The organism is Actinomadura terrae (assembly GCF_022751215.1).
Classification (GTDB): domain Bacteria; phylum Actinomycetota; class Actinomycetes; order Streptosporangiales; family Streptosporangiaceae; genus Spirillospora; species Spirillospora terrae.
Genome location: NZ_JAICDG010000003.1, coordinates 1,058,184 through 1,085,175, shown reverse-complemented (window position 1 = coordinate 1,085,175; position 26,992 = coordinate 1,058,184). Strand labels below are relative to the sequence as shown.

24 protein-coding genes, 4 tRNA genes and 1 pseudogene are annotated in these 26,992 nt (G+C 70.4%); 13 read left to right on the top strand and 16 right to left on the bottom strand.

Features of this window, described 5'->3' with window-relative positions; genetic code table 11:
* The first annotated feature begins 495 nt into the window (after positions 1–495).
* The 4 genes and pseudogenes from K2F47_RS24650 (at position 496) to K2F47_RS24635 (ending at position 3,475) form a co-directional block, all read left to right on the top strand.
* Positions 496–957, top strand: a complete 462-nt coding sequence (locus tag K2F47_RS24650) for a hypothetical protein (RefSeq protein WP_242907475.1) — start codon at positions 496–498, stop codon at positions 955–957.
* Positions 958–1,305: 348 nt separating this feature from the next.
* Positions 1,306–1,488, top strand: a pseudogene (locus K2F47_RS41775) (hypothetical protein); the annotation flags it as partial.
* Between the two features lie 266 nt (positions 1,489–1,754).
* Entirely contained in the window at positions 1,755–2,021 is a 267-nt protein-coding gene (locus K2F47_RS24640; protein ID WP_242907471.1) for a helix-turn-helix domain-containing protein, read from the top strand.
* A gap of 32 nt (positions 2,022–2,053) precedes the next feature.
* Positions 2,054–3,475: a tyrosine-type recombinase/integrase gene (locus tag K2F47_RS24635; RefSeq protein ID WP_242907469.1), complete on the top strand. Its 1,422-nt coding sequence runs from the start codon at positions 2,054–2,056 to the stop codon at positions 3,473–3,475.
* 187 nt (positions 3,476–3,662) lie between these two features.
* Here the strand turns inward: K2F47_RS24635 and K2F47_RS24630 are convergent.
* Together K2F47_RS24630 and K2F47_RS24625 are read right to left on the bottom strand one after the other, a co-directional pair.
* Positions 3,663–3,734 (bottom strand) — tRNA-Val (locus K2F47_RS24630).
* 112 nt (positions 3,735–3,846) lie between these two features.
* Entirely contained in the window at positions 3,847–4,275 is a 429-nt protein-coding gene (locus K2F47_RS24625; RefSeq protein WP_242907467.1) for a PGPGW domain-containing protein, read from the bottom strand.
* A gap of 300 nt (positions 4,276–4,575) precedes the next feature.
* On the opposite strand from K2F47_RS24625, the gene K2F47_RS24620 reads away from it, so the two are divergent.
* The gene (locus K2F47_RS24620; RefSeq protein ID WP_156218592.1) at positions 4,576–4,995 is read left to right on the top strand and encodes an SsgA family sporulation/cell division regulator; all 420 of its coding nucleotides are present in this window, start codon (positions 4,576–4,578) and stop codon (positions 4,993–4,995) included.
* On the opposite strand, the gene sthA is transcribed toward K2F47_RS24620, so the two are convergent.
* Together sthA and K2F47_RS24610 are read right to left on the bottom strand one after the other, a co-directional pair.
* Positions 4,996–6,399, bottom strand: coding sequence for a Si-specific NAD(P)(+) transhydrogenase (gene sthA / locus K2F47_RS24615; protein WP_242907465.1), 1,404 nt, complete (start codon positions 6,397–6,399; stop codon positions 4,996–4,998).
* A gap of 41 nt (positions 6,400–6,440) precedes the next feature.
* Positions 6,441–7,058: a TetR/AcrR family transcriptional regulator gene (locus K2F47_RS24610; RefSeq protein WP_242907463.1), complete on the bottom strand. Its 618-nt coding sequence runs from the start codon at positions 7,056–7,058 to the stop codon at positions 6,441–6,443.
* Positions 7,059–7,161: 103 nt separating this feature from the next.
* Between K2F47_RS24610 and K2F47_RS24605 the strand changes: the two genes are divergently transcribed.
* The 3 genes from K2F47_RS24605 to ppgK are packed head-to-tail and all read left to right on the top strand — an operon-like array spanning position 7,162 to position 8,985.
* A complete protein-coding gene (locus K2F47_RS24605; RefSeq protein ID WP_242907461.1) occupies positions 7,162–7,905 on the top strand; it encodes an SDR family oxidoreductase in 744 nt (247 codons plus the stop codon).
* A complete protein-coding gene (locus K2F47_RS24600; protein WP_242907459.1) occupies positions 7,905–8,222 on the top strand; it encodes a DMT family transporter in 318 nt (105 codons plus the stop codon). The genes K2F47_RS24605 and K2F47_RS24600 overlap by 1 nt, the downstream gene beginning before the upstream one ends.
* A gap of 10 nt (positions 8,223–8,232) precedes the next feature.
* Positions 8,233–8,985, top strand: a complete 753-nt coding sequence (gene ppgK, locus K2F47_RS24595) for a polyphosphate--glucose phosphotransferase (RefSeq protein WP_242907457.1) — start codon at positions 8,233–8,235, stop codon at positions 8,983–8,985.
* On the opposite strand, the gene K2F47_RS24590 is transcribed toward ppgK, so the two are convergent.
* The 9 genes from K2F47_RS24590 to K2F47_RS24550 all read right to left on the bottom strand — a co-directional run bounded on the left by K2F47_RS24590 (position 8,982) and on the right by K2F47_RS24550 (position 19,798).
* Positions 8,982–11,699 (bottom strand): glycoside hydrolase family 38 N-terminal domain-containing protein, encoded by a 2,718-nt coding sequence (locus tag K2F47_RS24590; RefSeq protein WP_242907456.1) that lies wholly within the window; start codon positions 11,697–11,699, stop codon positions 8,982–8,984. The two genes, ppgK and K2F47_RS24590, sit on opposite strands and share 4 nt — an antisense overlap.
* Positions 11,696–12,904 (bottom strand): CehA/McbA family metallohydrolase, encoded by a 1,209-nt coding sequence (locus K2F47_RS24585; protein ID WP_242907455.1) that lies wholly within the window; start codon positions 12,902–12,904, stop codon positions 11,696–11,698. Before K2F47_RS24585 ends, K2F47_RS24590 begins: the two co-directional genes overlap by 4 nt.
* Complete coding sequence (locus K2F47_RS24580; protein ID WP_242907454.1) at positions 12,901–14,016, bottom strand: ABC transporter ATP-binding protein; 1,116 nt, start codon at positions 14,014–14,016, stop codon at positions 12,901–12,903. Before K2F47_RS24580 ends, K2F47_RS24585 begins: the two co-directional genes overlap by 4 nt.
* On the bottom strand, positions 14,016–14,843 hold the full coding sequence (locus K2F47_RS24575; protein ID WP_242907453.1) for a carbohydrate ABC transporter permease: 828 nt from the start codon (positions 14,841–14,843) through the stop codon (positions 14,016–14,018). The genes K2F47_RS24580 and K2F47_RS24575 overlap by 1 nt, the downstream gene beginning before the upstream one ends.
* Entirely contained in the window at positions 14,840–15,787 is a 948-nt protein-coding gene (locus tag K2F47_RS24570; RefSeq protein ID WP_242907452.1) for a carbohydrate ABC transporter permease, read from the bottom strand. Before K2F47_RS24570 ends, K2F47_RS24575 begins: the two co-directional genes overlap by 4 nt.
* Complete coding sequence (locus K2F47_RS24565; RefSeq protein ID WP_242907451.1) at positions 15,759–17,171, bottom strand: extracellular solute-binding protein; 1,413 nt, start codon at positions 17,169–17,171, stop codon at positions 15,759–15,761. Before K2F47_RS24565 ends, K2F47_RS24570 begins: the two co-directional genes overlap by 29 nt.
* 125 nt (positions 17,172–17,296) lie before the next feature.
* Positions 17,297–18,109, bottom strand: coding sequence for an aminotransferase class IV (locus tag K2F47_RS24560; protein WP_242907561.1), 813 nt, complete (start codon positions 18,107–18,109; stop codon positions 17,297–17,299).
* Positions 18,084–19,073 (bottom strand): chorismate-binding protein, encoded by a 990-nt coding sequence (locus tag K2F47_RS24555; RefSeq protein ID WP_242907559.1) that lies wholly within the window; start codon positions 19,071–19,073, stop codon positions 18,084–18,086. Before K2F47_RS24555 ends, K2F47_RS24560 begins: the two co-directional genes overlap by 26 nt.
* A gap of 20 nt (positions 19,074–19,093) precedes the next feature.
* Positions 19,094–19,798, bottom strand: a complete 705-nt coding sequence (locus K2F47_RS24550; protein ID WP_242907450.1) for an ArsR/SmtB family transcription factor — start codon at positions 19,796–19,798, stop codon at positions 19,094–19,096.
* Positions 19,799–19,920: 122 nt separating this feature from the next.
* Between K2F47_RS24550 and K2F47_RS24545 the strand changes: the two genes are divergently transcribed.
* The 3 genes from K2F47_RS24545 (at position 19,921) to K2F47_RS24535 (ending at position 20,214) form a co-directional block, all read left to right on the top strand.
* Positions 19,921–19,992 (top strand) — tRNA-Gly (locus K2F47_RS24545).
* A 42-nt stretch (positions 19,993–20,034) separates the two neighbouring features.
* A tRNA-Cys gene (locus K2F47_RS24540) sits at positions 20,035–20,105 on the top strand.
* 34 nt (positions 20,106–20,139) lie between these two features.
* Positions 20,140–20,214: transfer RNA gene (locus tag K2F47_RS24535), tRNA-Val, on the top strand.
* Positions 20,215–20,389: 175 nt separating this feature from the next.
* Here K2F47_RS24535 and K2F47_RS24530 read toward each other — a convergent pair.
* Together K2F47_RS24530 and K2F47_RS41770 are read right to left on the bottom strand one after the other, a co-directional pair.
* Positions 20,390–21,538 carry a tyrosine-type recombinase/integrase gene (locus K2F47_RS24530; RefSeq protein ID WP_242907449.1) on the bottom strand — a complete coding sequence of 383 codons (1,149 nt, stop codon included), beginning with the start codon at positions 21,536–21,538 and terminating at the stop codon, positions 20,390–20,392.
* A gap of 1,109 nt (positions 21,539–22,647) precedes the next feature.
* Complete coding sequence (locus K2F47_RS41770; protein WP_372490894.1) at positions 22,648–23,043, bottom strand: TRM11 family SAM-dependent methyltransferase; 396 nt, start codon at positions 23,041–23,043, stop codon at positions 22,648–22,650.
* 12 nt (positions 23,044–23,055) lie between these two features.
* Between K2F47_RS41770 and K2F47_RS24525 the strand changes: the two genes are divergently transcribed.
* A complete protein-coding gene (locus K2F47_RS24525) occupies positions 23,056–23,199 on the top strand; it encodes a hypothetical protein (RefSeq protein WP_242907448.1) in 144 nt (47 codons plus the stop codon).
* Between the two features lie 450 nt (positions 23,200–23,649).
* Here K2F47_RS24525 and K2F47_RS24520 read toward each other — a convergent pair whose 3' ends face one another.
* A complete protein-coding gene (locus tag K2F47_RS24520) occupies positions 23,650–24,480 on the bottom strand; it encodes a hypothetical protein (protein ID WP_242907447.1) in 831 nt (276 codons plus the stop codon).
* Positions 24,481–24,787: 307 nt separating this feature from the next.
* Between K2F47_RS24520 and K2F47_RS24515 the strand changes: the two genes are divergently transcribed.
* Positions 24,788–26,983, top strand: a complete 2,196-nt coding sequence (locus K2F47_RS24515; RefSeq protein WP_242907446.1) for a tetratricopeptide repeat protein — start codon at positions 24,788–24,790, stop codon at positions 26,981–26,983.
* Positions 26,984–26,992: the final 9 nt, after the last annotated feature.

The window sequence follows — 26,992 nt, the reverse complement described above, 5'->3', positions numbered from 1 at the left end:
GGACCCGCTGTTTCCTCAGCGTTTCACCGCGCGGACGCGACACCGCCGCCCGCTCGGACGTCATCGCTTTCCCTTTCTAGACGGACCAGAGAGCGCGCATGCGGACGTGATCGGCTCGTGCTGCACAGTGCGCGGCCCGTCTCGGTGGTTCAGTGGTTTACGGGTGCCCGGCCTGCGGTGTTGAGGCGCTCGGGGGCGGTGCGGGTACAACCCGAGTGCGCGTTTCATCGTCGCCCGCCGCACGCCTACATGCAGTGGAAGGTGGGCGAAGGACCCAGCCCGAACCGCGGGAGGAGGAGTTGCCGGCTGCGCAGCTGACCGACTACGGGCAGCCGGTCGATGTGCCGGCCGAGCTGCCGCTCGGACCATCCCCCACCGGCAGATCATCGCCACCGGGTACGGCGAGCCGGACGCCTGACACGCCGATCAGGCAGAGTCGACCGCAGGGGTGACCCGATCGCCCTTCAAGCCCCCGTGCAGGGGGCGCTGTGCTTGATGAGCAGGAAGAAGGGCCGGAGTTCGGCTAGCAGCGAACGCGCGGCCGTTGTGGTCAGAGCAGGGGGTTGGACGGCCGAGCCGGTCCGCGTCAAACGGCTGGCGCGAACTGGCGCGCGCCACCACGGCCCCGGGCGCCGACCGCGCCCTGGTGGTCCGCGCCCGCATGCTGGACACCGGATCGGCCGCTACCGCGACGTCCTCGCCCACCCGAAAGAGCACCTGTGCCGCGGACGCGTACCAGACGAGCATCGCACGGTCGAACCTCGCGGTGGCGCCCCGCGACCGGGCCGGGCCGAAGATCTGCGGGAGGCGAGCGCGCTCATCGACGCCGAGATCGAGCGGCGCGTCCGGGGGTACGGGAGCGACCAGCCGCTGACCTGGACCGCATGGGCGATCTACGCCGACATCCTGCTCGACCAGAGCGAAGCGGACACCGATCCCGCTCGCGCACGGGAGTGACGCTGCCCGAACCCTCGCGGTCGCCTCGCGCGTCACCCTGCTGCGCGTCGCGCGCTACGGCGGCAGCAGTCCCAAGACGCTGACGACGCGGTGTCACGAGGTGCGTGCCCTGATCGCCCTGGGCAGGCGTGCGGAGGCCGTGCGCCTGCTGGAGCGCAACCGGCTCGTCGAGGAGGTCACGGGGCGCGGACGACACGGCGCGACCGAAGCGCTGCCGGCGATATGGACCCGCAGCCGCCACCCCGCCCGTCTGGACCGCGCCCGGTCCAGTCGCCATATGTGCACGATTTCCATTTCTTGCCCTGCGCCAGCGGAGCCTCCAGCGGAGGGCTCGTGAAGGTCGCCGCGCGGCGCGGGATCAGCGAGATGTTCGTCAACCTCGCCCGCCGCAACCAGGCGCTGCTGCACCGCCAGCTCAGCCTGCTCGACACGATGGAGCGGCGCACCGAGGACCCGGCCGAGCTGTCGGACCTGTTCCGCCTCGACCACCTCGCGACGCGCATGCGGCGGCACGCCGAGGGCCTGGTCATGAGTGGGAGGCGGCTGCGGCCAGAAGGAACGTCTGTCCGTCCTCCGACGTCGCGTCCCCTGTCTGGGACACGGGAGCGCAGGGATCCGCGGCATCAGCGGCGCAGGTCAATGACACTCCGTCACAGAACAACCTCGTATGACTACTCTCTGTGTAAAGTTGGCATCAAGGTCGTTCGACTCTCATGAGAGGTGCCCGTCTCTGATGTTCGAGCCGCGGAGTGGTCGCCCCCTCGCCTCCGCCCTGCGGCCTGGCGGAGTAGCGAGGTGTGACCTTGCAGGGCAGGAGAAGCGGTCAGCGGCATTCTGCGGACTCGAAGGACAGCAAGGGAACGGACGTTCGGTTGTACACGCCCGCCGAGGCGGCGGCGATGCTGCGGGTGCGCGAATCATGGCTGCGCAAGAAGGCCAGTGCACGGGTGATCCCTTGCACCTTCATCGGCAAGCATCTGCGGTTCAGCGAACACGATGTCACCGCGATCGTCGCGGCTGGGGCTAAGCAGCCGCTCGGCCGTCGGGGGCGCGCCCGCCCCTGAGTGACAGGTCGACCACCAAGGAGGAGTACGTCATGGCGTATGCCGAGAAGCGAGGAAGCAAATGGCGGGTCCGGTATGTACGGCCGGACGGCAGCAGCGCGTCAGAGTCGGGCTTCGACACCAAGGCCGCCGCGCTGCAGTGGGGACAGGAACAGGAGACCGGTATCCGACGACATAGCTGGAGCGACCCCCGTGACGGGGCCGCGTTACTAGCGGACTGGGTGGAGCTCTGGTGGGCCGGGCAGGACTTGGAAGCGACCACCGAGGCCAAGTACCGATACCTGATCGATCACCACATCCTTCCAGCGTTCGGCAACCGACCCGTCAGCACGTTCACCAGCCCGGAGGAGATCGTCGCGTGGGAGAAGCGAACGCGGACCGGCGGCTTCTCCCACCGGACCGCAGCCGACGCCCGATCCCTGCTTGGAACGATCCTCGGCGATGCCAAGGAACGTGGGCTGGTCTCCACGAACGTCGCAGTCAAGCGGCGTGGACGTGGCCGCAAGCGAGCGCGGCGCGCCATCGCGGTTCGGGGACCCGAGAAGGTCTGGGCGACGCCGTTGCAGGCGCTCCTGTTGGCCGAGCGCTGTGCCCTGCTCTCGGGGAGGGACGACGACTTCGTCATGATCATCACGGTCGCCTACACCGGCGTACGGTGGGGCGAGGTGAACGGGCTGGAGCGGCCCGCCTGCCGCCTCGACCAGATCCGGATCGACTGGCAGCTCCGCGAACTGGCCGGTCGGGTGGAGAAGGTTCCGCCCAAGGACGACTCCCATCGTCCGGTCGACCTACCGACCTTCCTCTCGGCGCTGCTGTCGGGACAGAGCACCCGCACCCCCGGGCGCTGCACATGTCCTGGTCGCAAACCCGGGTGTGGGGGCCAGGGACAGTACTTGTTCCTCGGCACCGGCGGCGGGCATCATCGGCGCTCCACCTACGCGCGGCGCGTCTTCCAGCCGGCGGCGGACGGCCAATACCCCAAAGGCACCCGCATGGCCGGTAAGCGCGTACTGGTGAACACCAGCGTGTGGCCGGAAGTCCCGCTCCCTGCCTGGCCCGATGCCATCACAGGGCAGCCGTTCCATCCGCCCAGAGGCAAGGGAGTCCGCGTCACCACCGAAGAGGACTCCCCGGCGGTGTGGCGCCCGCTCCTGGAAGGCCTCACCCCGCACGGGCTGCGCCACGGTCACAAGACCTGGATGATCGAGGACGGAGTGCCCGAAGCGCTTCAAGCCGAGCGGCTGGGGCACACCCTCCCGGGCATTCGCGGCGTGTACTCCCATGTCTCCGACGCCATGCGAACCGAACTGAAGGCCAAGCTCCAACGGCGGTGGGAAGGGGCTCTTCGCGAGAGGCTCCTGCTCAGCGCGACGTCCCTGGTGCCGCTACTCAACGAGCTCCTGGAAACCGCTCAGAAGAAGAGGAGACCCGAACTCAAGCTCGTGAGTGCCTAGCGCGGTGTAGCCGGAGGTGGGGTGGAGTCGGCACAGCCCGCCACCCCACCTTCGACTACGGAGAGTGACGAGCCAGGAGAGCTTCTCGTGATCTCGTTTGACCGGGAGGGAGATGAGCTCCCAGATTCCTCCCAGTTGATCACTCGGGCGCTGGGGCCGGAGTGCGGGAAGGCTGGTGTGGTTGGGGTGGGCGATACTGGGTTCGAACCAGTGGCCTCTTCGGTGTGAACGAAGCGCTCTCCCACTGAGCTAATCGCCCTTGCTCGTCGGCCGTGTGGGGGTGGCCGACGTCCGAAACTCTAGCGCATGTGGAGGGGTGGTCGCGCGCTGGTTTCGGGGACGGAGGTGGTGGGGCGATCTTGCGGGGCGGGTCAGTTCCAGAAGGTCGGGTCTTCCACGTTCCAGGGGAGGTTGAAGCCGTAGATCACCAGGTAGGCGATCACGGCGGCGCCGGCCAGGAGGCCGGTGAGGACGGCGAGGATGGTGTTGCGGCGCTTCGTGCGGGGGTCGAGGGCCTTCTCCTTGGCGCGTTCGGCGGCGGCCTTGGCGCGGCCCAGGGCGCGTTGGGCCCAGGCGAACTCGGTGGCGAGGATCGCGAGGCCGAGGACGATGGCGACGATGCCGGGGCCGGGGGTGACCATCATCACCAGGCCGCCCACGAGGACGGTGGCGCCGACGGTGAAGACGCCGACGCGCCAGGCGGTGTTGAGGATCGTGTTGCGTCTGACCCGCTCGCGGAAGCGGTGGAAGGGACCGTCCGGGTTGTCCGGACGGGCATCCTTTTCATTGTTTATTGCCACGTTTTTACCCTAAGGCAGCGGGTCGGGCTGGCGCCGACTGGAGCGTTCCACTTACCCCCTCGATCGTGACACATGCCCCAGGCGGGAGGGCTGAAGATCGCCCTGATGATCCGCTTTTGCCCAGGTCAGGAGGTACTTTTAGGTCAGTGAGATGGATCACAATGCCGGGGGGCGGCGGAATGTTCGGCCGAGTTCCGGCAGTTAGGCGTCATAGATCGCGGGGACATCCGTGAGAGGGAAACCAGCGCGACTCAGCGGAGCGTGCGTGAGGCAGCGGCACCGACGTGTGAAGGAATGGCCATGGACAGCAGCACCACCGTCTCAGCAGAGCTGGGCCTTCGTCTCGTCGTCCCCGACCGCACGACCGTTCCCCTGCTGGCCGGGCTGGAGTACGCGGCGGACGACCCGTACGCGATCCGGATGGCCTTCTACGTCGGCGACGACGAACCGGTGGAGTGGATCTTCGCGCGGGAGTTGCTGACGGTGGGCATCGTGCGCAGGGTCGGCGACGGCGACGTGGAGGTCTGGCCGGGGGCGCCGGACGATGACACGACGTTGAACATCGCGCTTTCCTCGCCGTTCGGCAACGCGCTGTTCGAGGTGCCCCTGTCCCCCCTCGCCGACTTCCTGCACCGGACGTACCAGGCCGTGCCGGCGGGGCGGGAGACGGAGTTCATCGACATCGACGCCGAGCTGGAGAACCTGCTCTGGCCCTCGTGATCACTCGGTGAGGCGGGCGATGTGGCGCATCTTGTTCGTCGCGTCCAGGGCCGCCACCTTGTAGGACTCGGCCAGGGTCGGGTAGTTGAACACCGCGTTGACCAGGTAGTCGACGGTGCCGCCGCAGCCCATCACGGTCTGCCCGATATGGACGAGTTCGGTGGCGCCCGTCCCGAAGACGTGGACGCCGAGGAGCGTGCGGTCCTCGGGTGAGACCAGGAGCTTGAGCATCCCGTAGGAGTCGCCGATGATCTGGCCGCGGGCCAGCTCGCGGTAGCGGGACACGCCGACCTCGAAGGGGATCTTCGCCTCGGTGAGCGCGTCCTCGGTGCGTCCGACGAAGCTGATCTCGGGGATCGTGTAGATGCCGATCGGCTGGAGGTCGAGGATCTCCTCGACGGGCTCGCCGCAGGCGTGGTGGGCGGCGAGGCGGCCCTGCTCCATCGACGTGGCGGCCAGGGACGGGAAGCCGATCACGTCGCCGACCGCGTAGATGTGCGGGACCTCGGTGCGGTAGTTCTCGTCGACCTTGATCCGGCCGCGCCGGTCGGCGGTGAGCCCGGCGGCCTCCAGCCCCAGCTCGCCGGTCATGCCCTGGCGTCCGGCGGAGTACATGACGGTGTCGGCGGGGATGCGCTTGCCGCTCTCCAGGACGGTGATCGCGCCGCCCTGCATCCGCTCGACGGACGCGACGCTCTCGCCGAACCGGAAGGTGACCGCGAGGTCGCGCAGGTGGTACTTGAGGGCCTCGACGATCTCCAGGTCGCAGAACTCCAGCATGCGCTCGCGCCGCTCGACGACGGTGACCTTGGTGCCGAGCGCGGCGAACATCGAGGCGTACTCGATGCCGATCACCCCGGCGCCGACGACGACCATGGTCTCGGGCACGCGGTCGAGGTGCAGGATGCCGTCGGAGTCGATCACGGTGCGCTCGTCGAACTCGACGGTGCCGGGGCGGGCGGGGGTCGTCCCGGTCGCGATCACGATGCGGTCGGCGGTGACCTTGGTCTCGCGCTCCTGGCCGTTGGTGACGCCGACGGCGTTCGGCTCCAGGAAGCGGCCCGTGCCCTGGAGGAGCGTGACGTGGTTGCGGGCGAGCTGGCTGCGGATGACGTCGATCTCGCGTCCGATGACGTGCTGGGTGCGCATGCCGAGGTCGGCGACGGTGATCTCGTCCTTGACCCGGTAGCTCTGCCCGTACAGCTCGCGCTGGTTGAGGCCGGTCAGGTAGAGGACGGCCTCGCGGAGCGTCTTGGACGGGATCGTCCCGGTGTTGATGCAGACGCCGCCGATCATGTCGCGGCGGTCGACGATGGCGACGCGGCGGCCGAGCTTGGCGGCGGCGATGGCCGCGCGCTGCCCGCCGGGACCGGACCCGAGCACGAGGAGATCGAAATCGTTCACGCCCCCCAGTCTGGCGGGATCGCACGGCCCGGTTGAAGGTCTTACAGGGATTTATCAGCGTTTCCGGCGACGCCGAGGCCCGCGAGGAGGTCGTCCAGGCCCGCCTTGATCCGCTCCACCGGCATCCGGCGGGTGCGGCGCTGGTGGACGAACAGGTGCGCGGCGAGCGGGGCCAGGAGGGCGTCGGCGAGGTAGGCGGCGTCGGCATCCGGGCGGACGGCGCCCACCAGCATCGCCAGGTGACGGTGGTACAGCTTGTACGAGCCGTCCCGGAAACGGGCGTCGGGCGGCCCGGACTCGGCCATCAGCAGCAGGTCCGCCTGCGCCTCCGTGCGGTCGGTGAGGGCGTGCAGGAAGGCGCGGACGCGGTCGCGGGGGGCGGCGCCGGGGCCCAGCGGCGGCGGGCCCTGGATGAAGGCGGCCTGGAACTCGCGCTCGCGGTCGTCGATCACGGCGAAGACCAGGCGGGAGCGATCGCCGAAGCGGCGGTAGACGGTGCCGACGCCGACGCCCGCGGCGCGGGCCACCTCGTCCATGGAGACGGCCTCGGGGCCGCGGGTGGCGATCACCTCGGCGGCGGCGCGCAGGATGCGGCGGCGGTTGTGCGCCGCGTCCGCCCGCTCGGCCGGTGGACGGCCCACGACCGGCAGTTCCCGCATCCCGGCCCCCCTTTCGACACAGCAGCGTAGCGGAGTTGTATCCGGAGACTTCTCCGGTTAGTCTCGTTAAACGGAAACTTCTCCGTATAACCGGGAGGCCGAGATGGCAGCGGATCTTGCAGGACGGGCGGCGCTCGTGACCGGGGGTGGGCGCGGCATCGGCGCGGCGATCGCGCTGCGGCTGGCACGCGACGGCGCGGACGTCGCGGTCACCTATGTCCGGGCCCCGGAGCGGGCGGCGGAGGTGGTCCGAGAGATCGAGGCGGCCGGACGGCGCGGCCTCGCCATCGCGGCGGACGCGGCGGACGCGCAGGCCGTCGCGTCCGCCGTCGACACCACGGCGCGGGAGTTCGGCCGCCTGGACGTCCTGGTCAACAACGCGGGCATCGCCCCGTTCGGGCCACTGGAGGACGTGGAGCCCGAGGAAATCGACCGGACGCTCGCCATCCACGTCCGGGCGGCGTTCGTCGCCTCGCAGGCGGCGGCGCGGCACCTCGGGCAGGGCGGGCGGATCGTCAGCATCGGCAGCAGCCTCGCCGAGCGCGTCCCCTACCCCGGGTGGACGCTGTACGCGATGAGCAAGTCCGCGCTGTCCGGCCTGACCCGGGGCCTCGCCCGCGATCTCGGGCCGCGCGGGATCACCGCGAACGTGGTGCAGCCGGGCTCGACCGATACCGAGATGAACCCGGCCGACTCCCCCGACGCCGACTTCGAGCGCGGGTTCACCGCGCTCGGCCGGTACGCGCGGGCCGAGGAGATCGCCGCGATGGTCGCGCACCTGGCGGGGCCGGGCGGCGGCTACGTCACCGGCGCGTCGATCGCGGTCGACGGGGGGTACACGGCCTGATGCCCTGGGTGTTCCTCGTCGTCGCGGCCCTCCTGGAGCTGGTGTGGGCGACCGCGCTCAAGCAGTCGGAGGGGTTCACGCGGCTCTGGCCGAGCGTGATCGGGCTGTCGGTGGCACTGCTCAGCGTCGTGGTGCTGTCGGTGGCGCTGCGCGACCTGCCGGTCGGGACCGCCTACGCGGTGTGGGTGGGGCTCGGGTCGCTCGGCGTGGCGGTGACGGGGATGATCGCCCTCGGGGAGAGCGTCTCCCCGGCCCGGGTGGCCTGCCTCGGCCTGATCCTGATCGGGGTTATCGGTCTAAAGGCGGTCGAAGGGTAGTAATAGGGGCATGACGACGCAGATGCTGGGCATCGACATCGGCGGATCGGGCATCAAGGGCGCACCGGTCGATCTGTCCGACGGTACGTTCACGCGGGACCGGTTCCGGGTCGACACGCCGAAACCGTCCGCGCCGGAACCGGTCGCGGAGGTGGTCGGCGAGATCGTGCGGCACTTCGGCTGGGAGGGGCCGGTCGGGGTCACGTTCCCGGGCGTGGTGATCGACGGTGTGACGCTGTCGGCGGCGAACGTCTCCAAGCACTGGATCGGGCAGGACGCGCGGAGCCTGTTCGCGAAGGCGACCGGGTGCCCGGTGACGCTGCTGAACGACGCCGACGCCGCCGGGCTCGCGGAGATGCGGCTCGGGTCGGGCCGGGGCCACGCCGGGACGGTCGTGCTGCTCACGCTCGGGACCGGGATCGGCAGTGCGGTGTTCACCGACGGCGTGCTCGTCCCGAACACCGAGTTCGGGCATCTGCAACTGCACGGCAAGGACGCGGAGGCGCGCGCGTCCGCCAAGGCCCGCGAGGACCACGGCCTCGGCTGGGAGAAGTGGGCGAAGCGGCTCGGCGAGTACATGGCGCACCTGGAGGCGCTGATCTCGCCGTCGCTGATCATCGTGGGGGGCGGGGTGAGCCGCAAGTCCGAGCACTTCATTCCGCTGATCAAGGGGGTCAGGGCGCCGATCGTCCCGGCGACGCTGGTCAACAACGCCGGGATCGTCGGCGCCGCGATGGCCGCCGCCTCGGAGCCGACCGTCTAGGCGGTCCTGAGCCGGACGGTGGCGATCTCCCAGGGGCGCAGCGCGAGGGTGAGCGTGCCGTCGCGGGCCCCCAGCGGCTCGGCGGGGCGCCCGCGCGGGTCGGCGCGGGCCGCCTCGGTGAAGGGGCCCCGCAGGACGGCGGTGGCGGGCTCGGGCGTCTGGGCGACGATCCTGACCTCGATCCAGCCGCCGTCCCGGGGGCGCAGGGACGTCATGACGACGCCCCGCCCGGCGACCGAGAGGCCCTCGCGGGACGGGGGGACCGGCGCCCCTACCGGCCCGTATCCGGCGGTCGCCGCAAGATCGTGCCGGTACTCCTCGGCGGCCTCCAGCACCTCGGGTCCGGGGTGCTGGACGCCGTCCAGGGGCAGCAGGGCGAGGCCGACCGTGCGCTCGCCCCGGCACTGGGCCTGCGGCGTCGGGAGCTGCGGTCCGGCGGGCTGGTCGCGGTAGGCGTTGCGGTCGCGGGAGAGGTAGCCGACCGAGCGCAGGAGGGTGAGCGCCAGCTCGCTCCCGTCACCGGTGAGCTCGTACTCGGTGACGTGCTCCAGCAGGACGGCGAGGCCGCCCGCCGCGACGAACGCCGACGCCGGATAGGTCGGGACGGGCCGCTCCCCGAAGCCGCCCTCGGCGGCCGTCCCGCGCTCGACCACCGCGAACTGGCCCTCGGCGAACGACGATGCGGCCCGTCGCGGCAGCGGGACGTGCAACCGGACGCGATGATCGTCGCACCGGTTGTCGAAGGTGACCCGGAGCCGCAGGAACGGCTCGCCCGCGCGCAGTTCGGCGCGCATGGTGACCGTGATGTCCTCCTCGTCCGGGGAGGTGTCGGACGCGGGCCACCGGTACGTCCGGACGATGTCGAGCGCGGCCACCAGCGGCCCCGCCCACACCGGCCGGACACGGACGGCCAGCGGCGTCTCGATGAGGCGGTCCCGGGCGGGCGGGGCGTAGTTGTAGGTGTCGCCGAGGTCGCCGCCGTCCACGACCCGCCCGGCTCCCTCGATGACCACGCCGGACGGGGTGCGCAGCCGCAGCGTGCCGTCCTCGCGGACCTCGGCGCGCAGGAGCCCGTTGTCCAGCGTGGACGCGTCCGCGACCACCGGGCCGTCCACCTCGGCGGTAGCGGAGGCCGGGGCTACGGCGGTCAAACCCAGCGCGGGCGCGGAGACGAGCGCGGCGACCGTGCGGCGCGGGTCGGCGAGGATGCGGAGCCGCCAGTCGCCGTCCGCGCCGCGCAGGGCCTCGCGGACGGCGCCGACGTCGAACGGGGTGTCCGCGCGGGCCGTCACGTGGAAGGTGAGCGTGCGGTCGGCGCGCGACACCGACCAGTCCCGGACCTCCTGCCCGTACAGGAAGCGCCCGTAGACGCGCTCCAGCAGGAGGGGCAGGTCGGACGCCGGGTGCACGGCGTCGTCCAGGACGGTCGGCGCGGTCTCCAGCACCTGGACGGGCACGGGCCGCCCCTCCCCCGAGACCAGCCCGTCCCCCGGCGCCAGCCCATCCCCTCCGCCGTACGGAACCTCCACGACGACCACGCCCCGGCGGGCACGCGGGGACGGGTTGAACACCAGGTGCCCGCCGAGCGGGACACCACCGGCCCACCGCTCCAGCGCGAGGTCGCGGACGGCGCGGCCGAGCTGCCCGGCCTCGGCGGCCCGCGCCGCGACCTGCTCGGCGGTCTCGTCGGCGCCGCAGCCGGTGACCGAGTCGTGGCAGCTCACCTCGACGAGCCGCCGCCAGGCGAGGTCGAGGAACCGCCGCGCGTCGCCCGCGTACCAGAGCGCGGCGAGCGGTTCGGCGTACCGCTCGACGAGCCGCTCGCCCTGCCCCATGAGCTGCTTCAGCCGGACCCTGGCCGAGATCACGCCGGGCAGGATGTTCGCGCGGGCGTGCGAGCGCAGTTCGCCGCGCACGCGGGTCAGCCCCTCCACGGACGGCCCGACCATGGCCAGGTATCCGCCGAGCGTGTCCAGCCGCATGCCGAAACCGGAGGCGGCGACCCGGTCGGCGAGGTCGGCGGCGGGCGCGGTGTGGTCGGCCCCGTACATCGCCAGCAGCGGCCCGCCGCGCGGATGCCAGCGGGACATCGCCTCGGCGAACGCGGCGGCACGCCCCTCGGACGCGCCGTCCTCGAACGCGCCGTCCTCGAACATCGACGCCGCGTTCCCGTAGCCGCCCTCGGGGAGGTACTGGGTGCGGATGACGGTCCCGTCCGGCGCCTCCCAGGCGAACGCGTGCTCCCGCACCAAGGACGGGACGCCCCGCCACACGCACGCGTGCTCCAGCCCCGCCAGCCGCAGGATCTGCGGTGTCTGCGCGCAGTGCCCGAACTGGTCGGGCAGGTAGCCGACCATCATCGCCGCGCCCAGTTCCTCCGCGCGCCGCAGGCCGAGCTCCAGGTTCCGGACGATGGTCTCCCCCGAGCACAGGAACTCGTCGTGCAGGATCTGCCAGGGGCCGACGGCGAGCCGCCCCTCCCGGACGAGCGCCGCGACCTCCTCCCGGCGCTCCGGACGGATCTCCAGGTAGTCGTCGACGGCCGCCATCTGGCCGTCCAGCGTGAACCGCCAGCGCGGATCGTCCGCCATCCGGTCGACCACGCCGTCGAGCAGCGACACCAGCCGCAGCCGGAAACGCTGGAACGGCAGGTACCACTCGCGGTCCCAGTGGGTATGCGGAACGACGATGATCGGCCCTACCTCCGTCTTCATCCGCACAGGGCGATCACCTCGTTCGTGTGGGTCTCCAGGCGGTGCATGCCGGGATCCTTCGCCGGGACGCTGACGTGGTCGCCCCGGATCGCGACGCGCCGCCCACCCGGCCCCACCAGGACGGTCCCGTCTGCGTCGAGCGCGATCAGGTCGTCCTCCACGCGCAGCAGCACGGGCGCGCGCGGGTCCGCCGAGACGGACGTGCGGCCGGAGCGCAGCGCGGCGACGACCCCGTCCGCCGACGCGTCCTCGGCCAGCACCCAGGTCGTGGGCTCGCCGAGGATCTTGTGCTGCGCCGGGTCGTGGAAGTCGCTGCCGCCGACCGGGACGGCGCCGCCCGGCAGCCACAGGTCCGTCCAGGCGAGCGGCGCGCCCCAGGTGCGGTCCCACCAGGAGGAGTGCCAGATCTCGACCAGCGGCGGGCGGTCCGCCTCGGGCACCGGGCGGCGCCAGGCGCAGTCGCCGCTCAGCGGATGGTTGATCGACATCACGCCGCCCCGGTCGGCGGCGAACCTCGCCCAGTCGGCGCTCGGGCCCCGGAAGTCGACCCAGCCGGTGTCGCCGAAGACGTTCGCGTGCCCGAGGTCGGTCGTGACCTCCTGGCCCGGCACGAGGACGACCCCGGCGTGCGCTCCGGCGGCGAGCAGTTCCGGATGGTGGCTGACGGTGTTGTGGTCGGTCACCGCGAGGAAGTCCAGCCCCCGGGCGGCGGCGCGGCACGCCAGTTCGTCGACGGTGAGCGTCCCGTCGCTGTGGACGGTGTGGGAGTGCAGGTCGCCGGCGAGCCAGCGCGACCCGGCGGGCGCCGGGAGGTCGCGCGCGGGCGGACGCTCGGGACGCGGCGGCAGGTCCGCCACCTCCGGCTTCGGGAGCGGCACACCGGACGTGGTGATCGTGACCTCGTAGGGGACGCCGCCCGGCGGGACGCGGTGCAGCCCGAGCCACACGTTCCAGAGGCCCGGTTCCAGCTCGCCGGGCAGGTACCCGGGCGTGGCCCAGTCGGGCGTCACCGTGTAGCGGCGGCGGGCCCCGCCCGACCAGCCCCGGAACCCGGCCGGGCCGTGGCAGCCGAGGTCGATGACGCCGCCGTCGAACGACAGCTCGACGGTCAGCGCCGCCGTTCCCGGCGGGACCTCGAACGGCAGCTCGCGCAGGCCGCGCTCCAGCCGGTCCTCCAGGCTCCAGCGCCCGCTGTGCACGGTCATCGGCGTCCTCCAGTCGTGTCCATCCGCGTTTCCTCCTCCTTGCCGCCCGTCACCAGCTCGCCGTCCCGGTAGACCAGGACGCGCCCGGGGCGTGGGACGGCCCACCCCTCGGTTCCCGGCTCCGGCTCGCGGCCCTCCCCGACCACAACGTGCACGGCGCCGCCCGCGCCGTCCAGGGTCACCAGTGCCGAACCGCCCAGATGCTCGACGACGGACACGGTGCCGGGGAAGGCCCCCTCGGTCGCCTCCGACGCGTAGTCCAGGTACTCGGGTCGTACCCCGCAGACGATCTCCTCCCCCTCGCCGAGGCGGCCGCGCGCCTCGTCCGGGAGGGGCAGTTCCGTACCGGCGACGGCGACACGGCCGCCGCGCACCGTCCCGGCCAGGAGGTTCATGGGCGTCGAGCCGATGAACGACGCGGCGAACAGGTTGGCGGGACGGCGGAACACCTCCTCCGGCGTGCCGAGCTGCCGGATCCGGCCCGCCTCCATGACCGCGATCCGGTCGGCGAGCGCGAGCGCCTCCGCCTGGTCGTGGGTGACGAACACGGTCGTGATCGCGAGCCCGCGCTGGAGCCGCTTGAGCCGGGTGCGCGCCTCCAACCGCAGCCGCGCGTCGAGGTTGGACAGCGGCTCGTCCAGCAGGAACACGCGGGGCTCGGCCACCAGCGCGCGGGCCAGCGCCACCCGCTGCTGCTGCCCGCCCGACAGCTCGCCCGGGCGACGGTCCTCCAGCCCCGCGAGGCCGAGGAGGTGCGCGGCCTCCCGGGCCCGCGCGTGCCGCTCCGCGCGGGGCCGCCGCCGGACGCGCAGCGGATAGGCGATGTTGTCCAGGACGGTCATGTGCGGGAAGAGCGCGTAGTCCTGGAACACCATCCCGACGCCGCGCCGCCCGGGCGGCAGCCGGGTCACCTCGGCGCCGTCGAACGCGACGGTCCCGCCGGTCGCGGCCTCCAGCCCGGCGATCGTGCGCAGCAGCGTCGTCTTGCCGCAGCCGGACGGGCCGAGCAGCGCGAAGAACTCGCCGTCCGCCACGTCCAGGCCGAGCGCGTCCAGGGCCCGGACGCCGCCGGGGTACACCTTCGTCAGCCCGCGGATCGTGATCGCCGCCATCAGCGCTTGATCCCTCCGTGGAAGCGGAACCCGTACCGGCGGCTCACGAACAGGTACATCGCCACGACCGGCAGGGCGTACAGGAGCGAGAACGTCGAGATCAGCGCGAGGTCCGGTTGGCCGCCCTCGGTGTAGAAGGTGTACATGACCACCGAGGCGGGCGCCTTGTCCGGGTCGCGCAGCAGCAGGAACGGCATCAGGAAGTCGCCCCACACCTGCGCGACCGTCCACACCCCGACGGTGGCGAGGCCCGGCCTGATCACCGGGACGACGACGTGCCGCAGCACCTGGAGCGGCGACGCGCCGAACACCCGCGCCGCCTCCTCGTAGGACGCGGGCGTCGCGTCGGTGAAGTCCTTCAGCAGGAAGATCGCGGCGGGCAGCAGGCCGCCGGTCAGCACCAGCACCACCCCGAGCCGCGAGTCGATCAGGTGCAGGTCGAAGGCCAGCAGGAACACCGGCACCATCGCGGCCGTCCCGGTGACGATCGACGACAGCAGCAGCAGGACGTACAGCAGCGCGTCCCGGCCCGGCACGCGGACCCGGCTCAGCGCGTACGCGGCGAGCGCCGCGCACACGACGACCAGCGCGGCCGTCCCGCCCGCGAGCAGGGCGGAGTTGCGCAGCGACGCGAGCGCGTACGGGTTGTCCAGCAGCACGCGGAAGTTGTGCAGGGTGAACTCGGGCAGCGACGCGGAGATGCCCGGGTCGGCGTCGAACGGCGCGAACGCCAGCCACAGCAGCGGCAGCGCGAAGAACCCGAGGACGGCCGACACGAACGTCGCCAGCCCGATCCCGCGGAGCACCTCGCGCACGGTCGCGTTCACGACGCCCCCACCGGAGCCGCGCGGCGGGAGCGGAGGGCGCGCAGGTACACCAGCGCGATCACCAGGTTGATCAGGATCATGATCAGCGAGACCGCGGCCCCGGCGCCGAGCCGCCCGTCGCCGAGCGCCGTCCGGTAGACGTACACCGACATGATCTCCGAGCGCCGGTCCGGCCCGCCCGCCGTGATCAGGAACGGGGTGAAGTCGTTGAACGTCCACAGGCTGACCAGCAGCAGGCTCGTCAGGACGTGCCCGCGGACGCGCGGGTACACCACGTCCCGCAGCGTCTGGAGGGTCGAGGCGCCCGCGAGCGCGGCGGTCTCCAGATGGGAGGGTGGCACGTTCCCGATCGCCGCTCCGTACAGCATCATCGAGAACGCCGTCCCGTGCCAGACGTTGAACACGATGACGCAGCCCATCGGATGGTCGATCAGCCACGCCGTGCCCGGCGTGCCGAGCAGCGCGTTCAGCGTTCCGCCGTCGCGGTCGAGCAGCGCGATCCACAGGAACGCGATGACCGAGGACGGCAGGATCCAGGCCAGCAGCACGAGCCCCTCGACCAGCCGCCGCACCGGGCCCGTCCGGTCGCGCATCGCCCACGCGATCGCGAACCCGAGGAGCGTCTGCCCGAGCACCGCCGACCCGAGGACGAACTCCAGCGTCAGCCACAGCGACCGGTGGAAGTCGCCGTCGCCGAGGACATCACGGTAGTTGGCGGTACCGACAAACCGGGGATCGCTCGCCGCGACGCCGGTGAGCTGGTAGTCGGTGGTGCCGAGGTAGAGCGTCCACAGCGCCGGGAAGACCAGGAACACCGCGACCAGGACGAGCGCGGGCGCGACGAACGCGGCGGCGCGGGCCCGGCCGAGGCCCGCCGCGTCGTCCGCGCTCGATCGGGCGGTGGCGGCGCGGACGTCAGCGCGCGGCGACGTTGGCGGCGCCACCGACGATCCCCTCCAGCTTCCTGGCGTAGCGGGCGGCGGCCTCCTGCGGGCTCGTGCCCGCCACGACGGCGGCCGTGGCCTCCTGCAACGCCGCGGACACCCGCGGGTACACCGCGAGCCCCGGACGGTAGGACGTCACGGGCAGCGCCCTCTCCGACACGAACGTCAGGAACGGGTCGCCCGCGAGGATCTGCCTGTTGACGTCCGTCCGGGACGTGATCTCGGGCGTACCGGCCGTCCGCGCCCGCGTCATCTCGGCGGAGTTCATGTACGCGAGCAGCGCGAACGCCTGCTGCGGGTACTTCGTGTTCGGGTTGAGGACGGTCACCGCCCCGCCCGACATGCTCACGAACGACTGCCCGCGCACGCCCCTCCCCGGCGCGACGGACGGGATGAGCGCGTACCCCACGTCCTGGTCGCGGGTCCTCATCCGCGCGACGCCGCTCCTCGGGTTGAGGACGTCGCGCCAGAAGTAGTCGCCCTCGGCCAGAATCCCGATCTTCCCCGCCGCGAACTCCTCGAAGGACTTGTCGCGCCCCTTCGCCTCCTGCTGGAGCTTGGGGTCACCGAGCCCCTCGGGGCCGTAGATCTGCGCGTACAGGTTCAGGACCTGCTGGAGGGCCAGGCCGCCGCCCGTCCACTTGCCGCCGGAGTAGATCTCGGCCCCCGCACCGGCCAGGAGCGGCAGCACGCCCTGCATGCTGGTCGCCTCGCCCATCGCCGTGCCCGCGTCCAGCTGGACGGGCGTCACGCCAGGGAGCCTCTTCAGCGCGCGTGCCGCCGCGAGGATGTCCTCCCAGCTCCGTGGCTGCCAGGTCGCGGGGAGCCCGGCCCGCGCGAACAGCCTCCTGTTGAAGTACAGGACGCGGCCGTCGGTCGAGGGCGGGACGCCGTAGCGCCTGCCCTCGAACGACGCCTGCCGCTGGACCGACGCGGGGATCTTCGTCCAGCCGTCCCAGGCGTCCGCCGGAGGGCCCACCACGTCCCTGAGCGGTCGGATGTAGCCCGCCTGGGCGAACTCCCCCACCCAGATCCCGTCGACGTCCACGATGTCGGCGCCCGAACGGGACTTCAGGTCGAGCGCGAGCCTGGTCTTGTACGCCTCGTCGTCCACGCCCTGCCCGCGGAACACCACCTTCGCGGTGACGCCCTTCGCCTTCTGCGCCGCGACGAACCCCGGGATCACCGTCCTGGTGATCCACTCGGCCTCCTCGGCGTTCTTGCCGCCCTGGATCGCGTTGCGCGTGATCGTCAGGGTGAAGCTCTTGGCATCCCTGCCCCGATCGGGATCGTTCGACGATCCGCCGCCGCATCCGGCGGCGGCGACCAGCACGAGCGCCGCCGCGCCGATCCGCCCACCGGGTAAGCCCGTACCGAAGACCATGGATGACCTCCACAAGCGTCACCACTCAACGTGACCGATGTCAGCCATCACGTAAAGACCCCGGAAACCGGAAACGGGGCGACCGGCCGCTGAACGGCGGCGGACGGTCCCCGGCGGACGGCCGGTCAGGGGTCCATGAGGTCGGCCGCGTGCGCGGCGAACGCCTCCATCGCCTTGGCGGTGATCGGACCCGGCGCGGCCGGCAGGGCCCGGCCGTCCACGACCCGGATCGGCTGGATGTCGCGCGTCGTGGACGTCAGGAACGCCTCGTCGGCGGTGTGCAGGGCGTCCAGCGGGACGTCCTCCTCCTCGCCGCCGCACCACTCCAGCGCCAGCTCGCGCGTCACCCCGGCCAGGCAGCCCGCCGACAGCGGCGGCGTGAGCAGCCGCCCGCCCCGCACCACGAACACGTTGCTGCCCGTGCCCTCGCACAGGTTCCCGGCGAGGTTGCCGAAGATCGCCTCACCGCCGCCGCGCTCGGTCGCGAACGCGAGCGCCACCGCGTTCTCGGCGTAGGACGTGGTCTTGACCCCGGCCAGCGCGCCGCGCTCGTTGCGCGGCCACGGCACCACCGTCACCTCCGCCGTCGCGGGGAACGGCCGCTGCTCCGCCACGATGATCGTCACGGTCGGGCCCGCGTCGCCCCGGTTCGAGCCGAGCGGCCCCGGCCCGCTCGTGCAGGTGATGCGGACCCGCGCCAGCGGCCACCGCGGCGCCGCCGCCAGCACCTCCAGCACGCCCTGGGCCAGCGCGTCGTGGTCGGGCTCGGGCAGTCCGAGCGCCGCCGCGGAGCGGGCGAGCCGCCGCAGATGCCGGGTCAGGGCGAACGGCTCCCCGCCCGACGCCTTCACCGTCTCGAAGATCCCGTCCCCGACGAGGACGCCGTGGTCGAACACCGACACCACGGCCCGCTCAGCGTCGAGCAGCTCCCCGTTCATCCAGATCCTGGGCTCGCTCACCCGAGGCCACCTCCAGTAGCCGAGCCGCCTTCAGCTCGGTCTCACGCCATTCCCGTCGCGGATCGGACCCCCAGGTGATGCCGGCGCCCGTGCCGAACCGGAGCACTCCGTCCACCGCCCAGAAACTCCGGATGCCCACCGCGAGCGCGCCCCGCCGGGAGTCCGCGTCCACCCAGCCGACGGCCCCACAGTACGGGCCCCGGGGCACGGGTTCGAGTTCATCCAGCAGCGTCAACGCGCTGGACTTCGGCGCGCCGGTGACCGAACCGGGCGGAAACGTCGCCGCGAGCAGCTCGGGCCACCCGCCCCCCGCGAGCCGCGCCCGCACCGTCGACACCAGGTGGACGAGCCCCGGATGCTCCTCCAGCTCGCACAGCCCCGGCACCCGCACCGACCCGGTCTCGGCGACCCGGCCGAGGTCGTTCCGGACGAGATCGACGATCATGATGTTCTCGGCCTCGTCCTTGGGCAGCAGGTCGGCGGCCGTCCGTCCGGTCCCCTTGATCGGACGGGACTCCACCACGTCCCCGTCCCGCCGCAGGTAGAGCTCCGGCGAGGCGCACGCGACCTCCAGCCCCGGCACCCGCAGCGTCATCGCGTACGGCGCCGGATTCCCCCGCGCCAGCCGCGCGCCGAGCCCGGCGATGTCGGCGCCCTCCGCCAGCGGCGCGGACAGCACCCGGCACAGGTTCGCCTGGTAGACGATCCCGTCCGCGATCGCGTCCCTGATCCGCTCGACGCCCGCCACGTACCGCGCCTCGTCCAAGGACGAGACCCACTCCCCCGGCGCGCGCCACGCGCCCCCCGGATGCCGTGCGGGACGCACGTTGTCGAACCGCGCGCAGGTGACCTCGCCCTCGTAGGTGACGACGACCGCCCACCATCCCTTGGAGTCGAGCGCCGCCGGGTCGTCGGTCACGTCCGCGAGGCCCGTCGCCAGCATCCCGGCGGCATAGGCGAAGTTCACGGCAGGACGCACCCGAACGAGTCCGCGAGACCGGCCAGCCCCGCGTCGGTCACCCGCAGCGCCCGCCGCGTCGTGCCCCGCTCGAACCAGTCCAGCTCGATCATCCGGCTCGTCAGCGCCGCCCCGAGCGCCCCGTTCAGATGCGGGCGCCGCTCCGTCCAGTCGAGGCACTGCCAGGCGAACCTCCGCCGCGCCTTCCGCAATTCCGGCACATCGACCCCGAGCGTCCCGAACCGGTCCTCGCCCTTCCCGGTGACCTCGTAGGCCTCCTCACCGTCGGGCTCGATGAGGCCGCCGTCCAGCAGCGCCGCGAACAAGGAGACTCCGGCCTCCCCCGCCAGATGGTCGTAACAGGTCCGCGCCGCATGCAGCCGCACCGCGTCCCGCGACTGCCGCAGGCTCCGCGCCCGCACCCCCGGGCTGATCCGCGACAGCGCCTCGATCACCCGCGCGACCTCGGCCCCGTTCAGCCGGTAGTACCGCCACCGCCCCTGCTTGACCACCGTGACGAGCCCGCCGTCCAGCAACCGCGCCAGATGCGCGCTCGCCGTCTGCGCGCTGACCCCCGCCGTCCGGGCCAGCTCCCCGGCCGCCAGCGGCCGCCCGTCCAGCAACGCGGTCAGCATCGCCGCCCGCGCCCGGTCGGCCAGCAGCGCCGCCACGGGCGCGAAGTCCGAGGTGAGGACATGTTCGGAGTCCATGCCCCGAGCCTATGCGCCGCATCCTTCGACGCCCGTCGAAGCGACCCGCCGCGAAACCGGTTTGGGGAACGCGCCAGGACGCGCTAAGGTTTTGCCCGTCGCCGCAACACCGGGCGGCACACGCGGAAGTGGCTCAGGGGTAGAGCATCACCTTGCCAAGGTGAGGGTCGCGGGTTCAAATCCCGTCTTCCGCTCTGAGGGGCCTTTCAGGCTGTGAACCAGAAGGTCTCGATTCTGGTGGAGTGGCCGAGAGGCGAGGCAACGGCCTGCAAAGCCGTGTACACGGGTTCAAATCCCGTCTCCACCTCGACACCGCGCCTCCCCCCGGAGGCAGCGGCCTGGGGCGATTAGCTCAGTGGGAGAGCGCTACCTTGACACGGTAGAGGCCACTGGTTCAATCCCAGTATCGCCCACCACCCCAGCCCAGCTCAGCCCACAAACGGCGGCCTGGGCTTCTTCGTTTTGGCGCAGTTGGGGCCGAAATCGGGAGCATATCGGGAGCACACTGCTCCCCGGGCCGTCGCGGACTACCCGATCTCGGGTAGTGGTCAACCGGGAGCACCTGCTCCCGCCTCGAATCCCACGCGGTCGTCACGGTTGGTCCCTGTGGGTTCGGCGGTGCAGGTTGGTCCAGCGGCGTTGGAGCTGAGCGATCAGGCGTCGGCGCATGGCGTCGGTGACATGGCTGTAGACGCCCTGGATTCCTTTCATCCGGTGGCCCATCCGCTCCTGTTTGAGTACGTCGGGGACGTCCAGCTCGTCGAGGACGGTCTTGTGGTGGTGGCGGAGCCCGTGGAAGACCGCGCCGGGCAGGATCGGGGGGATCTCTTCTACGGGGTCTCCGTCACAGGCGGGTCGCCAGATGCGGCGGGCGAAGTTGGAGCGTCGTAGCCACTCCCCCGCGCCGCTGATAAACAGTTGGTCGTGGTCGTGGCTGGCGATGATCTCGTCCAACAGTTGGGCCAGGAAGGGCGGGAGATCAATGCAGCGGCCGGCGACTTCGCTCTTGGGCGGCCCCAACCACAGTTTCCCCGCCACCTCATGCAGGGAACCGACGTCGGGGTCGATGAGCAGGTAGCCCTCGCCGGTGTGGCAGTTGACCCGGTCGAGTCCTGCCAGTTCACCCCACCGCATTCCGGTCCAGGCAGCGGTAATCGCCATGACCTGGGCGTTGCGACCGCCTGTCCGGCGGATGCGTTCGCTGATCTGGTGGGCTTGCGTGCTGCTGGGGACCGGACGGGCACGGCGCCCGGGCGCGCTGCTGCCGGTGGTGGTGCGGGGCAGACGCAGACCCTGGACGGGGTTGTGCGCGAGCATGCGTTCCTCGACCGCGGCGGTCAGCACGACCGACAGCAGCGTCACGATCCCGCTGACAGTGGAGGGCGCGTACCGCTCGGCCAGCTCGTTGGCCCAGCGTTTGACCGCCATTCGGCGAATCTCCTCCAGGCCGGTCTCGCTGAAGGCTGGCAGGATGTGGCAGTCGAGGCAGTGGTCGCACTTGGCCTGCGTACTGGGGACCACGCGGTGGGAGCGCCGCCACTGGTCGGCCCATTCGGCCAACAGGGTGCGGGCGTCATTGAGGTCGAAGAACTGGCCGCGCCGCCCGGCTGAGTCCATGTCCTCAGCCGCCTGGGCGGCGTCGGTCTTGGTGCGGTGTTTGTCGAGACCGGCGCGGACAGTGCCCTCGGCGTCCCGGTAGCGGACCCGGTACCACGGGCCGCGCTGTTCCGCCCATGCCATCAGCCATCCCTCCTTCACTGTCCCCGACGCTGGGCCGGGGGCTGTTCGGCTAGGGGCATCGACGCTCGACTGGCGGGGCGGGCTCAAGGCGGGTCAGCGGCGCGGCCGCCACCGCGCGGGGCGTGCACCGGCGGCGACGATCGCCTCCAGTTCGGTGCGGGAGAACCGCAGATGCTTCCCGACGTGCAAGGAACGATGGGGGCTGCGGCTTTGCGCCGCAGCCAGGACGCCTTCACGCCGAGCAGCTCAGCGGCCTCCTCCGGGCGGTACAGCAGCGGATCATCGGCCATCACGCATCCCTCTCGCCCATGGACGGGGGCAAGTAAGGACGGCCAGCTTGGGCGGACTGGGCAGACCATCCAAGCCCGGCGCGCCCCGGCTCGTGCCCGGGAAGGAACCGGTGAGAGGCCCCGGTCCCTCTCACCGAAGCCTGCCATCCCGGGCGACCACGATTGGCGCTCGACCATCCGGTCACAGTCAAGTCGACGCCGTTGGGACGTAGGTGGGCGGTGGCCCTTTGTCGTCGAAAAATTCGGACGGTGAAGCCGTCGAAGAACTTCGACATCGGCCGCATCAGAGCTCGCCCTCGTCCCGCCCCTGCAGCAACGCAGGCCCACGGAGGGCGAGCGACTCGAATGCGTGGTCGCCTTGTTTCAGCTCTGCTGCACTGTGTGCCCCTTCTGTGGTTTCCGTAGAACCAGGACGTCCTCGTGAGCGGTGACCTGCAGGGGCAGCCCAGCGGCACGGGCGTTACGGGTTTCGTGGGCGGCGAAGAAAGACGCCTGGGTGACCAGCCGCTCGTGCTTGATGCCGCAGAGCAGTGCGAACAGGCGTTGCCCCGGTTCCAGTCCGGCGTCCTGGGCCGCGGCCCAGATTTGGCCGGGAAGTCGACCAGCTGGCCGCGGCGGCGGGACGGGCGTGTGGTGATGGCCTCGATCGCGCCCGGCCGCAGCAGGGGCAGGCAACTGACCATGATGTCGGTGAATCCGGCCAGAAGCCGCTTATGGCCACCACGGACGAGGTTGCCGCGAGTGTTGCCGTAGCTGAAGTCGGACTTGTGCACGCCGGGCTCGCCGGAGTCGCGGATGGTGCGGACTTGCCCGTGAGTGCTATCGCCGTACGGGGGTGAAGTGAGCAGCAACGCCACCCGCCCAGCCAAGTGCGGGTCGGTCACCAGGGTGTGGGCGTGGCGGGCGTCGCCGGTAGTGACCGCGCCGCTGCCAGGGGCGCCGTGCTTCTTGTGCGTGATCGAGATTGGCGCGGGCCAGGGTGGCCCAGCGTGACTCCAACTCGACCCCGACCACCGGGCGGCCCAGATACGTGGCCTCGACCAAAGTGGTGCCGATCCCACACATCGGATCCAACACTAGGTCGCCGGGCCGGGTGTAGGCGGTGCTCGCGGTGACGGCCACGGTAGGCAGCATCTTGGCCGGGTGCGCGGTGAACGCCGGGAGGCAGCGGCCGCGGCGCTGAGAGGCGGCCGGGCGCTGCGCGCAAACCGACACCGAGTGAACTTTATGCTCGCGATCTCTTACGAGCACCCGCTCGTGCTCGGCGGCGCCCACACCGGGGCCGATCCTGCGCTCGCCGGCCTGGACGAGACGGCGTGGCACCGGCACTCGTGCGCCGACGGGGTCAAGGGCCGCCGCTGGTACGAATAGGCGTGGATCGACCTGGGCGAACATGAAGGCATCGTGACAAGCCGGTCGACAGCGTCCCCGCCGACCTGGCGTTCTATCGGTGCCGAGCGAACCGGCTGGTCGGGTCGCCCGAGCTGGTGCGGGTGGCTGGTTCGCGCCGGAGTGTCGAGGAGGGCTTCAGGCCGTCAAGAACGATGTCGACCTGGGCCACTGCCACGTCCACAAGCACATCGCCTGGAACCGGCACGTCTCCCTGGCCATGGTCGCCCACGCGCACCTGGCCTTCCTGGCCGCCGGCCCACCTCCAGGCCCCGGTGGCACCGACGACGCAAGGCCGACGACCTCGCCGCACAGGGGGCCAGCAGAAACGATCACGCCCCCTAACAGGCTTCCTTCAAGAAGACGCACAGCGTTTGAACATGCGGACAGACTCAGATCTCTTCACACTCAGCGCGCTTTAAAATTTCTCCGTCAAGACCGCCGGTACAGCGCACTGGCGAGCTCATAAACTTCAGTAAACGCATCCATATCGACCCATCCCTGGGACCGCATATGGCGTGGCCAGTCCTCACTCGAATGAAGAATCCGCGATGTGGGGATGTTGTAGTTCCGCTGCAGACTGAAGAGCCCATCGCTGCTGATAAGCCATTGTTCGTTGGGGATCTCAATAACCGGACCGAAGTCATACGGATGCTCACCGGTCCTTCCTTCCAGACCTATCTGAATTACCGTCAGCAGCCGCTGCAAAACACCACTGGGATTAAAATTACTATCCCCGGGATAACGATCTTGCAGAATGCTTGCCAAACGAGTTGAAAAGTCGGTGCCCGTCTCGTCCGCCTCCCATCTGAAATCGCGTAATCTGGCTCCTTCGGCCTCCTCCAAGTAGATTCGCACCGCGTCGTTCTCCACCATACAAAAGCGCAACCTTAGGGTGGTGCCCGGTACCTGCACCCGAACACCTTCGGGCACCACTGCGCCAACTTCCTGTGCTTCTTGCAGGAGGATCCGCACCATGGCCTGGACGGGGTTCTGCCGCGCGGCGTCGAGCAGCTCATTCCGTCGCTGGCGGCCCTCGGCCAGCATGGTACGGGTCGCCGAGTTCAGCATGTCGAGCAGAGAGACCGTCGCCCGAATCTGTTCTTCGGCGCGGTGCAGCCGCTTCGCCAGCAGCAAATCGAGTAGGGCCAGAGGTACGACGAGCATCATTGACGCGCCGGCCTCGAGCAACAGGCTCGGCAAATATGCCGAACCCTGGATGATCCAGCCCACGATCACCAGTGCGAAGCCCAGCAACGTCACGGAGCCGAGCGTGAGCGCCGTCCGATCTTGAGTAAGCCCCGTCACTCCTCTGACTCGACCAGATCGAGTTGCCATTGAGCCCTCTCTGGCCTTGATACCGCTAGGAATCTGACTCGACGTACCTAGCTAGTGTCGATCTTTGAGCCCGCGTTTCCGCTGCTCAGTGCTGGTGCGTTAGCACCGAGCTCGCGATGGTGCTCGCGATCAGCGCAGATCATTTGCGGGCGGCTGCCCTCGACTCCGAGCTGCGGTTCCGAAACTAACAGACCACCGCTACTCTAATGGGCATGAGTGACGGGATCAACCCATGAGAACGGGCGCCAGGATTGTCGGGACACCTGTCAGCTACGGGCTTGAGACGTTTAAAGATCGTAGCGAAGAGCAGACGAGAGCCCTGGAGCTCCTCGCGGATCAGTCTCTGCGAATAGTGACGATCTCCGGTCGGCGCGGCATCGGCAAAAGCGCGCTGGCAGCCAAGATCGCCGAGCGGCTCTGTTCGGGGGGCTGCAGCATTGTCAATCTCAGCGCCAGGTCACAAGGGGCGATCTCAACGGAACGTGTCTTCTTCTCATGCTTGGATCTAGCCACGCCGGAGGCCGCTGATGAACTGCGGGCGCTTTGGGCCAGTCAGCGCGCGGTCGACGACAAGATACACCTGTTGTTCGCGGCGCTCGCATCTGAGCGGTACATCCTGCTGCTGGATAACCTTGAAGATCAGCTCACGGACGAGGGGTGGCCCAAGGAGGCCGATCTCGATCTTCTGCTCGACGCGGTGCTTCGTGTGAGACAGGGGCCCAAGCTGCTCATCACCACCCAGGTTCCGGTGCTGCTGGACCCCGCGACCCGCCGGTTCCAGGCTCGCGTGCACCTGACGGACGGCCTACCGGTGGCCGAAAGTGTCGAGCTCCTGCGGGAGCTGGACCGCGACGGTGAGGCCGGAGTGAGTGATGCACCGCTTGTTGAATTGGAAAAGACCGCGAAGCGATTGCACGGCGTGCCTCGCGCGTTGGAGCTCCTGGTCGGTGCGATGGCAAGCGATCATCTCACCCTTCCGACCCTGGCGGAGATGCTGACCGACTACGCCAGCCGCGGCGACATGGTCGACCAATTGGCCCAAGACCGCTACCGCCGCCTGGACGAACTGACTCGCCTTACTCTTAACGTACTCGCCGTATTCTCCGGACCGGTGTCCGCCGAAGCGGTGGCCTGGGCGATACATCCACTGGCGCCAAGGTTGGATGTTCAAAGCGCCCTCAGCCGGCTTGTTCAGATACATATGCTGTCAGTCGACCGTCGACGCCGTATCTACGCGCTGCACCCCATGGACGCGGATATCGCGTACCGAACTCTGGCGATCGAAGGCCCTCTTGGGCAGCAGGTCCTCGAGCGCCGGGCGGCCGGCTGGTACTCCAGGCAGCACAAGCAACCGCCCTGGCGATCCGTCGTTGACGTGGATTCGTATCGCAGGGAGTTCGAGCACCGGTTGCGAGCAGGCGACTACGGGGATGCGGCCTTCACGCTCGACCAGGTCAGCGAGTTCCTCGTGTGGCAGGGTTCGCATCGTGAGGTCATCGCAATGCATCTCGCGCTGCGCAACAAACCGATTGGTGATATCGCCAAGCTCGCTCACCTGGTCGGGTATGGACAGGCACGGCACATCGGCGGTCCGCTCGAGGACGCGATTCCCGCCTTGCGCGAGGCGATCGAGATAGCCGAGCGGATCGGAGACAACCGGCAGCTCTGGCGGGCGCTGTTATCCCTTGGAGACTGCTATCGCGGATTACGCCAGCTCGACGAAGCGTCCCTCATACTTGCCAGGGCGGTCGACGTCGGCCGGGAAGTGGATGAACCTCGCGCTGAGGCGCATGCATTGCTAGTTCTCAGCCTTACGTGGTCTTACCGCGGCGATCCGGTCGAGGCGCTACAGGTCTGCGACCGACTTCGGGAACTCGCGAGCCGTACCGCGGATCCGCGGATCCGGGGCTGGCTCAGCGACGCGACCAGCGCCGCGTGCATCGTGGCACGGCGATGGGAAGACGCGATCCAGGCAGCCTGCCAGGCGGTCGAAGGCTATAACGCCGACAACTATCCGGAGGCTGTCGGTTACGCGCGCAACACCGAAGGCATCGCCCTCATCGCGCTGGGCAGAAATGATGACGCGGTCGAAGTTCTCGACCGTGGCCGGAACGACGGAGCGGAATTTGGGTTCCCTCGTGCCGAGGGTCTGTGTCTGTTCAACCTCGCCTGGACATATTGGATCTCCGGACGGTACCGCGACGCTCAACAGGCGGCCGACCAGGCGGTCGCCGCCTTCCGCAGGTCAGGTGGGACCGATGTCGCAGCCAGCGAGATGCTGCGGTGCGCTATTGACGAAGTTCTCGCCGGTAACATGGCGGATGCCGCCATAGCGTTGCGCGACACAGTGTCATTGACTCAAGGCAATAGCGACTTCGTCCCTGGGGAATGGCTGCTGACCGAGGCCGACCGACTCGACCAGGCTTGACCGCTTTGG